The 10,360-nt window shown below is 69.9% G+C and carries 11 protein-coding genes; 9 read left to right on the plus strand and 2 right to left on the minus strand.

Annotation, left to right across the window (positions count from 1 at the left end):
• Nucleotides 1-294: 294 nt before the first annotated feature.
• The 8 genes from PROKR_RS04745 to PROKR_RS04780 are packed head-to-tail and all read left to right on the plus strand — an operon-like array spanning nucleotide 295 to nucleotide 7,129.
• Nucleotides 295-1,071 (plus strand): helix-turn-helix transcriptional regulator, encoded by a 777-nt coding sequence (locus tag PROKR_RS04745; protein ID WP_036960123.1) that lies wholly within the window; start codon nucleotides 295-297, stop codon nucleotides 1,069-1,071.
• A complete protein-coding gene (gene sufB / locus PROKR_RS04750) occupies nucleotides 1,071-2,507 on the plus strand; it encodes a Fe-S cluster assembly protein SufB (protein ID WP_036960043.1) in 1,437 nt (478 codons plus the stop codon). The genes PROKR_RS04745 and sufB overlap by 1 nt, the downstream gene beginning before the upstream one ends.
• Nucleotide 2,508: 1 nt before the next feature.
• Nucleotides 2,509-3,711 (plus strand): Fe-S cluster assembly protein SufD, encoded by a 1,203-nt coding sequence (gene sufD, locus PROKR_RS04755; RefSeq protein WP_036960044.1) that lies wholly within the window; start codon nucleotides 2,509-2,511, stop codon nucleotides 3,709-3,711.
• Nucleotides 3,708-4,052, plus strand: a complete 345-nt coding sequence (locus tag PROKR_RS04760) for a non-heme iron oxygenase ferredoxin subunit (RefSeq protein ID WP_036960045.1) — start codon at nucleotides 3,708-3,710, stop codon at nucleotides 4,050-4,052. Before sufD ends, PROKR_RS04760 begins: the two co-directional genes overlap by 4 nt.
• A 33-nt stretch (nucleotides 4,053-4,085) precedes the next feature.
• Nucleotides 4,086-4,856, plus strand: coding sequence for a Fe-S cluster assembly ATPase SufC (gene sufC, locus PROKR_RS04765; RefSeq protein WP_020012944.1), 771 nt, complete (start codon nucleotides 4,086-4,088; stop codon nucleotides 4,854-4,856).
• Between the two features lie 30 nt (nucleotides 4,857-4,886).
• Entirely contained in the window at nucleotides 4,887-6,215 is a 1,329-nt protein-coding gene (locus tag PROKR_RS04770; protein WP_051432684.1) for a cysteine desulfurase, read from the plus strand.
• Nucleotides 6,216-6,261: 46 nt separating this feature from the next.
• Nucleotides 6,262-6,741 (plus strand): Fe-S cluster assembly sulfur transfer protein SufU, encoded by a 480-nt coding sequence (gene sufU / locus PROKR_RS04775; RefSeq protein WP_036960046.1) that lies wholly within the window; start codon nucleotides 6,262-6,264, stop codon nucleotides 6,739-6,741.
• 10 nt (nucleotides 6,742-6,751) lie between these two features.
• Entirely contained in the window at nucleotides 6,752-7,129 is a 378-nt protein-coding gene (locus tag PROKR_RS04780) for a metal-sulfur cluster assembly factor (protein WP_020012947.1), read from the plus strand.
• A 289-nt stretch (nucleotides 7,130-7,418) separates the two neighbouring features.
• Here the strand turns inward: PROKR_RS04780 and PROKR_RS04785 are convergent, their stop codons facing one another.
• Entirely contained in the window at nucleotides 7,419-8,288 is an 870-nt protein-coding gene (locus PROKR_RS04785; RefSeq protein ID WP_036960047.1) for an alpha/beta fold hydrolase, read from the minus strand.
• A 93-nt stretch (nucleotides 8,289-8,381) separates the two neighbouring features.
• Between PROKR_RS04785 and PROKR_RS04790 the strand changes: the two genes are divergently transcribed.
• Nucleotides 8,382-8,906 (plus strand): CGNR zinc finger domain-containing protein, encoded by a 525-nt coding sequence (locus PROKR_RS04790; protein WP_245605700.1) that lies wholly within the window; start codon nucleotides 8,382-8,384, stop codon nucleotides 8,904-8,906.
• A 71-nt stretch (nucleotides 8,907-8,977) separates the two neighbouring features.
• On the opposite strand, the gene PROKR_RS04795 is transcribed toward PROKR_RS04790, so the two are convergent.
• Entirely contained in the window at nucleotides 8,978-10,141 is a 1,164-nt protein-coding gene (locus tag PROKR_RS04795; RefSeq protein ID WP_211240029.1) for an MFS transporter, read from the minus strand.
• Nucleotides 10,142-10,360: the final 219 nt, after the last annotated feature.

The raw sequence follows: 10,360 nt of genomic DNA on the forward strand, positions 1-10,360 counted from the left end.
GGGGCTGGCTGTGGCGGCGCTCGCGGTGGCCGCCTGGGCGGGGTCGATCGCGGGCGCGTCGGACAGGGGCACCGCACAATCGTAGGCGGCGGCGCGCACCGGCCGCGTCGCCGGGTGTGACCTGGGTGTGCACCGGGCGTGTGAGATGTGTCGCGATCCACCCGAACTGAGGGTCGCCTTCCTTGCGCATCTCGAATTAGGGAACAAGGATGTTCCCAAAAGGATTGGCGTCTGCGAAGGCGTGCACCCCGGGTGAGGTCTGCCCCCGGACCGACGGACGAGGAGGTGACCAGCATGAGCGCGACAGCACAGGTGTCCACCGGGCACGCGGCGAGCCACGAGACGGACGGCACCACGCGGCGGCGCGTGCTCGAGCTGGTCGCCTCGCGCGGCCCGGTCACGGCGGGTGCGCTGGCCACCGTCCTGGGGCTCACCGCGCCGGCCGTGCGCCGCCACCTCGGCCTCCTGGAGGAGGACGGCAAGATCACCGTCCACGAGGCCACGCCGTCGGGCACCCCCCGGCGCGGGCGCCCCGCCCGGCGGTACGTCGTCACGAGCGGCGGCCAGTCCGAGCTGGCGGGCGGCTACCAGGAGATCGCCCGGCAGGTGCTGCGGTTCCTCAAGGAGACGGGCGGCAGCGCGGCCGTGGCGGGTTTCGCCAAGGAGCGGTTCGACGCCGTGGCGCGCAGCTACGCGCCGCACCTGACCGCTCCCGACGCCGAGGGCCGCGCCGCCCAGCTCGTCCAGCTGCTGTCGGCCGACGGCTATGCCGCCTCCGTGCGGCCCGTGCCCGCCCCGCTGACCGGCCGCGCGGCCGGCGTCGTGGCACCCGCGGTCCAGCTGTGCCAGGGGCACTGCCCGGTCCAGCACGTGGCCGAGGAGTTCCCCGAGCTGTGCGAGCAGGAGGCCCGTGCGTTCAGCGAGCTGCTGGGCTCGCACGTGCAACGGCTGGCGACGATCGCCGGCGGCGCGCACGCTTGCACGACCAACATCCCCGTGACCGCCTCCGCCCACCTGGGCACGGGCGGCCCGAGACCCTTCCCCGCGACGACCCCCACCGAAGGAAAGTGATGAGCGCAGAAACGCAAGCGCCAGAGCAGCGCTCCGACGACGAGATCATCGCCAGCATCGGCGCGTACGAGTACGGCTGGCACGACAGCGACGCCGCGGGCATGTCCGCGCAGCGCGGCCTGAGCGAGGAGGTCGTCCGCAACATCTCGGCGCTCAAGAACGAGCCCGAGTGGATGCTGAACCAGCGCCTCAAGGCGCTGCGCCTCTTCGGCAAGAAGCCGATGCCGAGCTGGGGCTCCGACCTGTCGGGCATCGACTTCGACAAGATCAAGTACTTCGTGCGGTCCACGGAGAAGCAGGCCACCTCCTGGGAGGAGCTGCCCGAGGACATCAAGGCCACGTACGACCGGCTCGGCATCCCGGAGGCGGAGAAGCAGCGCCTCGTCGCGGGTGTCGCCGCGCAGTACGAGTCGGAGGTCGTCTACCACCAGATCCGCGAGGACCTGGAGGAGCAGGGCGTCATCTTCGTCGACACCGACACCGGCCTCCGCGACTACCCGGAGCTCTTCCAGGAGTACTTCGGCACGGTCATCCCGTCGGGCGACAACAAGTTCGCCGCGCTGAACTCGGCCGTCTGGTCGGGCGGCTCGTTCGTCTACGTGCCGCCGGGCGTGCACGTGGAGATCCCGCTGCAGGCCTACTTCCGGATCAACACCGAGAACATGGGCCAGTTCGAGCGCACGCTGATCATCGCCGACGAGGGCAGCTACGTGCACTACGTCGAGGGCTGCACGGCGCCGATCTACACGTCGGACTCCCTGCACTCGGCCGTGGTCGAGATCGTCGTGAAGAAGAACGCCCGCGTGCGCTACACGACGATCCAGAACTGGTCGAACAACGTGTACAACCTGGTGACCAAGCGGGCCACCGCGGCCGAGGGCGCCACCATGGAGTGGGTCGACGGCAACATCGGCTCGAAGGTCACCATGAAGTACCCGGCGATCTACCTGCTGGGCGAGCACGCCCGCGGCGAGACGCTGTCCATCGCCTTCGCGGGTGAGGGCCAGCACCAGGACGCCGGCGCCAAGATGGTCCACGCGGCACCGAACACGTCGTCGTCGATCGTCAGCAAGTCCGTGGCGCGCGGCGGCGGCCGCACGTCGTACCGCGGGCTGGTGCAGGTGCTCGAGGGCGCCTCCCACTCCGCGTCCAACGTCCTCTGCGACGCGCTGCTGGTGGACCAGATCTCCCGCAGCGACACCTACCCGTACGTGGACGTCCGTGAGGACGACGTGTCCATGGGGCACGAGGCCACGGTCTCGCGGGTGAGCGAGGACCAGCTGTTCTACCTCATGTCCCGGGGTATGGAGGAGACCGAGGCCATGGCCATGATCGTGCGCGGGTTCGTCGAGCCCATCGCGCGCGAGCTGCCCATGGAGTACGCGCTCGAGCTCAACCGCCTCATCGAGCTGCAGATGGAAGGGTCCGTCGGCTGACATGACTCTCACGACCGATCACTCGCGCGCTGTTGCCGACGGCGCCCACTCCCACGGCGCCGTCAAGCCCCAGGGCTCCCGAGCCGAGCGCCTCACGTCCTTCTCCCTGGAGGACATCCCCGTACCGAACGGACGCGAGGAGGAGTGGCGCTTCTCGCCGGCCGACCGCCTCCAGCCGCTGTTCCAGTCGGACCTCGGCTCCTCGGGCGTCACGGTCGAGGTGACCGCCGCCCCCGAGGTCAAGGTGGAGACCGTCGCCCGCGACGACGCCCGCCTGGGCACCGCCGGCAAGCCCGGCGACCGCACCGCCGTCACCGCGTGGAACGCGTTCGAGCAGGCCACCGTCGTGACCGTGCCGGCAGAGGCCGTCGCGTCCGACGTCACGTCCGTGCGCCTCACCGGCGTGTCCGCCGACGCCACCGCCGCCCACGTGCTGGTCCGCGCCGAGCGGCACTCCGAGGCCGTGGTGGTCATCGACCACAACGGCGTCGGCTCGCTCTCCGAGACCGTCGAGATCGTGGTCGAGGACGGCGCGCACCTGACCGTCGTCAGCGTCCAGGACTGGGCCGAGGGTGCCGTGCACGCCTCGTCGCACCGTGCCCGCCTGGGCCGCGACGCCAAGCTCAAGCACGTCGTGGTGACGTTCGGCGGCGACGTCGTGCGCATCACGCCCGACGCCGAGTTCACCGCCGAGGGCGGCGACGTCGAGATGGTGGGCCTCTACTTCGCGGACACCGACCAGCACCAGGAGCACCGCCTCTTCGTGGACCACGCGGTGCCGGAGTGCAAGTCGCGCGTGACCTACAAGGGCGCGCTGCAGGGCTCCGGGGCGCACACCGTGTGGGTGGGCGACGTCCTGATCCGGGCGAACGCCGAGAACACCGACACCTACGAGCTCAACCGCAACCTGGTCCTCACGGACGGCGCGCGCGCGGACTCGGTGCCGAACCTCGAGATCGAGACCGGCGAGATCGCCGGCGCCGGCCACGCCAGCGCCACCGGCCGGTTCGACGACGAGCAGCTCTTCTACCTCCAGGCCCGGGGCATCCCCGAGATCGAGGCCCGTCGTCTCGTCGTGCGTGGCTTCTTCGCCGAGCTCATCCACGAGATCGGCGTCCCGTCGGTCGAGGAGCGCCTGCTCGCCTCCATCGAGGCCGAGCTGGAGAAGTCGATGAGCGTCATCACCGGGGCTCCGACCGCATGACCGCGCAGCTGGCCTGCATGACCGACGACCTGGGACCGGAGGAGGCGATGCTCGTGGAGCTCGACGGCGCCGACGGCGCCCCGGTCCCGGTCGCGGTGGCCCGCGACGCCGACGGCAACTTCCACGCCGTCTCGGACATCTGCTCGCACGGCGCCGTCTCGCTGTCCGACGGCGAGGTCGAGGGCTGTCTGGTGGAGTGCTGGCTGCACGGTTCCCAGTTCGACCTGCGGACCGGCATGCCCGTCCAGCTCCCGGCGGTGCGCCCCGTGCCCGTCTACCCGGTGACCGTCGACGGCGAGCGTGTGCTCGTCGACATCGACGTGACCGTCCCCGTCTCCTGAACCACTGACTTCCGCAACCCTGGAGTAACAGATATGCCCACCCTCGAGATCCGCGACCTGCATGTCAGCGTCGAGACCAAGGAAGGCCCCAAGCCGATCCTGCGCGGCGTCGACCTGACGATCGCCAGCGGCGAGACCCACGCGATCATGGGCCCCAACGGCTCGGGCAAGTCCACCCTGGCCTCGGCCCTCGCGGGCCACCCCAAGTACACCGTCACCTCGGGCACCGTCACGCTCGACGGCGAGGACCTGCTGGCGATGACCGTGGACGAGCGCGCCCGCGCCGGCCTGTTCCTGGCCATGCAGTACCCGGTCGAGGTCACCGGCGTCTCCGTCGCGAACTTCCTGCGGACCGCCAAGACCGCCATCGACGGCACTGCCCCCGCCCTGCGCACCTGGGGCAAGGAGGTCAAGGGCGCGATGGAGAACCTGCGCATGGACCCGGCCTTCGCCGAGCGCTCCGTGAACGAGGGCTTCTCCGGCGGTGAGAAGAAGCGTCACGAGATCCTGCAGATGGAGCTCTTCAAGCCGCGCTTCGCCATCCTCGACGAGACCGACTCCGGCCTCGACGTCGACGCCCTGCGCATCGTCTCGGAGGGCGTCAACCGCGCCAAGGAGAACACCGAGGTCGGCGTTCTGCTCATCACGCACTACACGCGCATCCTGCGCTACATCAAGCCTGACTTCGTGCACGTCTTCGTCGACGGCAAGATCGCCGAGGAGGGCGGCTCCGAGCTGGCCGACCGCCTCGAGGAAGAGGGCTACGACAAGTACGTCGGCGCGAACGCGACGGCCACGGCCTGACCGACCGCTGAGGCACTTCGAGGGGACATGATGACCACCGCCACCGTGCGTCCGGGCGACCCGGCGCTGCAGCCCGCCGAGACCGGCTCGCTCTCCACCACCGAGCTGGCCGCCGTCCGGGCGGACTTCCCGCTGCTCGAGCGCACGGTGCGGGGTGGCCAGCCCCTCGTGTACCTGGATTCCGCCGCGACCGCCCAGAAACCCCAGGTGGTGCTGGACACCGAGGTGGACTTCTACGAGCAGCGCAACGCCGCGGTCCACCGCGGAGCGCACCAGCTCGCCGAGGAGGCCACCGAGGCGTTCGAGCAGGCGCGCGCGGCCGTCGCCGCGTTCGTGGGCGCCGACGAGGGCGAGATCGTCTGGCAGCCCGGCGCCACCGCCGCGATCAACGTCGTGGCCTATGCCTTCTCCAACGCGACCCTGGGTCGCGGGGGAGAGGCCGCGGCGCGGTTCCGGCTCGCGCCGGGCGACGAGATCGTGGTCACCGAGGCGGAGCACCACGCCAACCTCGTGCCGTGGCAGGAGCTGTGCGCCCGGACGGGCGCCGTCCTGCGCTGGATCCCGGTGGGCGACGACGGCCGGCTCGATCTCTCGAACCTCGACGAGGTCGTCACCGAGCGCACGAAGGTGCTGGCCTTCGGGCACGTGTCGAACGTGACGGGCGCGATCGCGCCCGTGGCCACGCTCGTCGCCGCGGCGAAGCGGGTGGGCGCGCTCACCGTGCTCGACGCCTGCCAGTCCGTGCCGAACCTGCCCGTGGACCTGCACGCGCTCGGCGTCGACTTCGCCGCGTTCAGCGGGCACAAGATGCTCGGCCCCACCGGCGTCGGCGCCCTGTACGGGCGGCGCGAGCTGCTCGAGGCCATGCCGCCGACGGTGACCGGCGGGTCCATGGTCGAGGTCGTGACCATGGAGACCACCACGTACGCGCCGCCGCCGCAGCGCTTCGAGGCCGGCACCCAGATGGTCGCCCAGGCCGTCGGCATGGGCTGCGCGGCGCAGTACCTCGGCGAGCTCGGCATGGCGGGGGTGGCCCGGCACGAGACCGAGCTCGCGGCCGAGATGCTCAAGATCGCCGACATCCCGGGCGTGCGGGTGATCGGCCCGCTCGACACCGCCGACCGGCTCGCCGTGGTCTCGTTCGTGGTCGACGGCGTGCACGCGCACGACGTCGGGCAGGTGCTGGACGACAAGGGCATCGCCGTGCGGGTGGGTCACCACTGCGCGCAGCCGCTGCACCGCCGGTTCGGCGTGGCCGCCACGGCGCGCGCCTCGGCGTCGGTCTACACGACGGTCGAAGAGGTCGTCGCCTTCCGGGAAGCGTTGGCGGGGGTCCGCGCGTTCTTCGGTGTGGAGTGATCTCTTCGATGAGATCTGATTCGGTGAGATCCAGAAAGGCAGCGTCGTGAGCACGCTCGAGCAGATGTACCAGCAGGTGATCCTGGACCACGCGAAGCACCCGGTGGGCCGCGGGCTCGTCGACGTCGCGTCGGTGGCGGGACACCTCGCGGGGGAGTCGCACCAGGTGAACCCCACGTGCGGTGACGAGGTGACCCTCCGGGTCGACGTCACGCCGGAGGGTTCGGTGGCAGGTGTCTCCTGGGAGGGGCAGGGATGCTCCATCTCGCAGGCGTCCGTGTCGGTCATGACGTCGCTCGTCGAGGGCGCCGACCTCGCCGAGGTGGCGCGGCTCGACGGCCTGTTCCACGACCTGATGTCGTCCCGCGGCAAGGGCCTGGGCGACGACGACGCCGAGGACGCCCTCGGCGACGCGACCGCCTTCACGGGTGTGTCGCAGTACCCCGCCCGGATCAAGTGCGCGCTGCTCGGCTGGGCGGCGCTCAAGGACTCGCTGGCGCGCAGCGGCGCGCTGGCCACGAGCTGAGGAGAGACCGATGACTGAGGCGAGCACCGACGTCGGGCAGGACGCCCCGGCCGCTCCGGCGGAGGGCGTCGGCCCGTCGCCCACCACCGTGGTGGACGTCGAGGAGGCCATGCGCGACGTGATCGACCCGGAGCTGGGCATCAACGTCGTGGACCTGGGCCTGATCTACGGCATCCAGGTGGACCAGAACAACCACGCGACCATCGACATGACGCTCACGTCGGCGGCCTGCCCGCTGACCGACGTCATCGAGGACCAGAGCGCGCAGGCGCTCGAGGGACTCGTGGACGGGTTCCGCGTGAACTGGGTCTGGATGCCGCCGTGGGGTCCGGAGAAGATCACGGACGACGGCAAGGAGCAGCTCCGGATGCTCGGGTTCAACGTCTGAGGATCGATGAGGTCAGGTGGCAGCTCCCTTAACCCGGGAGTTGCCGCCTGACCTGCTGTTTCTCCCTCGGGACCTAAAGGCGGGAGCGGACGCGAGTGGCCTCGGGTGTCCACCCGAGGTCCCACTGAACTCCCACGTGACCGGGGATGACTCCGCCACCGCCACCGAACCTTCCTCCATCGAAGGATGGAAGCGCCCGGCGACGGCGGCGCCCAGGCGTGGACGGGTCCGCCGCTCCGTGACCGGCTACGTGGACCCAGGACGGTCCGCCTCACCCGTAGTCGCTTGTTCAGCGGGTGAGGGTCGTCGCGAGAAAGTCGCGGATCAGTGCGGTGACCTCGTCGAGGTGGGACTCGAGAAGGAAGTGCCCGCCGGGCAGCAGCTCGATCCGGGCGTCGGGCAGGTCCTTGGCGAATGCCTTGGCGCCGTCGGGCCCGAAGATCTCGTCGCGCTCTCCCCAGACGGCCAGCAGTGGCACCTGGGAGGTGCGGAAGTACTCGTGCACTGCGGGGTACAGCGGCGGGTTGGTCGCGTAGTCGGCGAACAGCTGGAGCTGGACCAGGTCGTTGCCCGGGCGGGAGACCAGGGCGAGGTCGTGCTCCCATGTGCCGGGGTCCACCAGGGTGGGCTCGGAGACGCCGTGCAGGTACTGCCACCGGATGGCCTCGCGCGTCAGGGCGAAGCGGACCGCGGGCTCGGTGTCCTCGTTCTGGTCCTTCGCGTAAGCCCATACGTCGGTCCAGAAGCTCTCGACGAAGCCCTCCTCATACGCATTGCCGTTCTGGCTGATGATCGCCGTGATCGCGGACGGGTTCGCCAGTGCGAGGCGCCACCCGATCGGAGCGCCGTAGTCCTGGACGTAGATCGCGTACTGGTTGATGCCCAGGCCGGACAGCAGTCGGGAGGTGATCCGTGCAAGGGCGTCGAAGCTGTAGTCGAACTCGTCGATGCCGGGCGCGTCTGACAGCCCGAACCCGAGATGGTCGGGCGCCACCACGTGGTAGTCCTCGGCGAGCAGGGGGATGAGGGTGCGGAACATGTGCGAGCTGGTGGGGTAGCCGTGCAGCAGCACGATGGTGGGTGCGTCGGTGGGACCGGCCTCGCGGTAGAAGATCCTGTGTCCGTCGACATCGGTGAACCTGTGCTGGATGGCAACCATGGTACTAACCCTCTCGATTGGTGTTGTCTGGTTATGAGAGCACCGAGGGTGCTAACCTGTCAACAACGATTGAGGGGGTTAGTCATGGAGGTCGTGACACGCGAGGACGAAGAGCTGCTGCTGGAGCTGCTGAACACGACGCCCGTCGTCGACGGTGAGAGCACCGACGAACTTGCCGACCGAGATTCGGCCTTGGCCTGGGCCGCAGCGCACGGCGGGGCCGGCAGCAGCGGCGAGATCGCGCGACTTCGACGCGTTCGCACGGCGCTCCAGGACGTCATCCGCGGAGCGGGCGACGCGCAGCTGCTCGAGGAGCATGTCGAGCGGATCGCGCTGCGACCCTCGTTGCATACCGGCGCCCTCACCTGGGAGCTGCAGGCGCCTGCCGACGAGAGGCTCGCCGCGCGGGTGCTGCTCGCCTGGGCCGCGATCCACGAACGCGCCCCCGGCCGGATCCGGCCGTGCGCGAATCCCGCGTGCTGCCGCTTCCTGCACGACCGGAGCAACGCGAACACTGCTCGATGGTGCTCCATGGCGCTCTGCGGCAACCGGTTCAAGGCCAGACGCCACTACCAGCGCACGCGGAAGCCTGCCGACGGTTCCACAGCGTCATCATGAGCCGGTCGAGGCGCGCCTGTCGCCTCGACCAAGCCTTTCAGATCGTCGGTTGCGGGAGCGCGGTGTGTCGGTCACGTCGTGGACGGATCCCGCGCGGCGACTACGGAGACGGCGGTCGAGACGAGTGCGAGGACGCCGTATCCCAGGGCGATGTGCGGCAGTGAGATGGTGCCGGAGAGCTGGCCTGCGACGAGGCTGGGGAAGGCAGCAGCGCTGTAGCAGATCAGGTAGATGACACTGAAGATCGATGCGCGCTCGGTCAGGATGCTGCCCTGCAGCAGACCGCGAGTCGTGGCGCTGAGAGCGATGCCCTGACCCGCGCCGGCGAGTACCGTCGCGGTGAAGAACACCGTGAGGGACCCCGTGGTGATCGCGGCGATGATGCCGACCATCGCGACAAGGAACGCGACCATGCCGGTGCGTTGTGCGGCCGCCGGCGTGAACCTGGTGCTGAGCGGGGCACCGATTGCGCTGGGGATCATGTAGGCCGCGAACGCGAGCCCCGGGATCAAGGGGCTGTGGCTGTGGAGCTGCCCTTCGACCAGTGCGGGAACGAAAGCCTGGTAGAACGCCCCGATCGACCAGGTGGCCAGGAACACAGCGGTTGCGCCCGGGAGAAGGCGTCGGACGCGGGCCGGGACGCCGACGCTGGGGCGCAGCGATCGCCAGGCGCCCGGTGTCCTGGCGACGGTCTCGGGGCTCATGGCGATGAGCGCGGCCGACATCAGCAAGGCGCCGATCGCGGCGATATAGACGAGATGACGCGGCCAGGGAGCCACCTGGACCAGGGCGCCGGAGACCGCAGCACCGATGGCGAGCCCGACCATGGGCGTCTGGCTGGATGTGACCGAGGCCAGCCACGCGGGACGCGCGGGTGTCGTGTCGACGATGTACGCCGTGACGTTGCTGCTCGCCATCCCGGCGCCGAGACCCATCAGGCCGCGAGCGAGCAGCAACGTACCGGCGTCGTGCACGTCCAGCAGCAGCAGGCAGCCCAGCAAGAGCAGACCCAGGCTGGCCAGGGCAACTGGTCGTCGCCCTACTTGATTGGACAGCCGACCCATCACCAACAGCGCGATCAGGGTACCCAGGGCATAGACCGCGACTGCTCGGGAGATGTCAGGTTGCGTGAACCCGTCCTCGGCTCGGTAGGTGTTGAACAGCGGGATCGGCACGGCCAGCGCCGCGAACGCAGCGGTGAGCGATACCACCGCAGAGAAAAAGGCGAGTCGCACCTTCCTGCTCCGTGGAGCCTGTTCGGACATCGGTAGGACGTAGCGCATCCGACAAGACCTTCTCTTTCTCAGGCACGCCCAGGTGCCTCGACCGGTCAGGACCGGCCGAGGCAAGGCCGGCTTCGGTTCAGCCGAGGCGCTCGCCCGTGGTGGCGGAGAACACGTGCGAGTGGCCGGCCTGGATGGCGACGTTGATGACGTCGCCCTTGTCCGGCACAC

The organism is Promicromonospora kroppenstedtii DSM 19349, assembly GCF_000515355.1.
In the GTDB taxonomy this organism is placed as follows: domain Bacteria; phylum Actinomycetota; class Actinomycetes; order Actinomycetales; family Cellulomonadaceae; genus Promicromonospora; species Promicromonospora kroppenstedtii.

What these genes read in the sequence shown, in the direction of transcription:
- PROKR_RS04745 (WP_036960123.1), top strand. Translation starts at nt 295, where the DNA reads ATGAGCGCGACAGCACAGGTGTCCACCGGGCACGCGGCGAGCCACGAG.
- sufB (WP_036960043.1), top strand. Translation starts at nt 1,071, where the DNA reads ATGAGCGCAGAAACGCAAGCGCCAGAGCAGCGCTCCGACGACGAGATC.
- PROKR_RS04780 (WP_020012947.1), top strand. Translation starts at nt 6,752, where the DNA reads ATGACTGAGGCGAGCACCGACGTCGGGCAGGACGCCCCGGCCGCTCCG.
- PROKR_RS04785 (WP_036960047.1), bottom strand. Translation starts at nt 8,288, where the DNA reads ATGGTTGCCATCCAGCACAGGTTCACCGATGTCGACGGACACAGGATC.
- sufC (WP_020012944.1), top strand. Translation starts at nt 4,086, where the DNA reads ATGCCCACCCTCGAGATCCGCGACCTGCATGTCAGCGTCGAGACCAAG.
- sufD (WP_036960044.1), top strand. Translation starts at nt 2,509, where the DNA reads ATGACTCTCACGACCGATCACTCGCGCGCTGTTGCCGACGGCGCCCAC.
- PROKR_RS04770 (WP_051432684.1), top strand. Translation starts at nt 4,887, where the DNA reads ATGACCACCGCCACCGTGCGTCCGGGCGACCCGGCGCTGCAGCCCGCC.
- PROKR_RS04760 (WP_036960045.1), top strand. Translation starts at nt 3,708, where the DNA reads ATGACCGCGCAGCTGGCCTGCATGACCGACGACCTGGGACCGGAGGAG.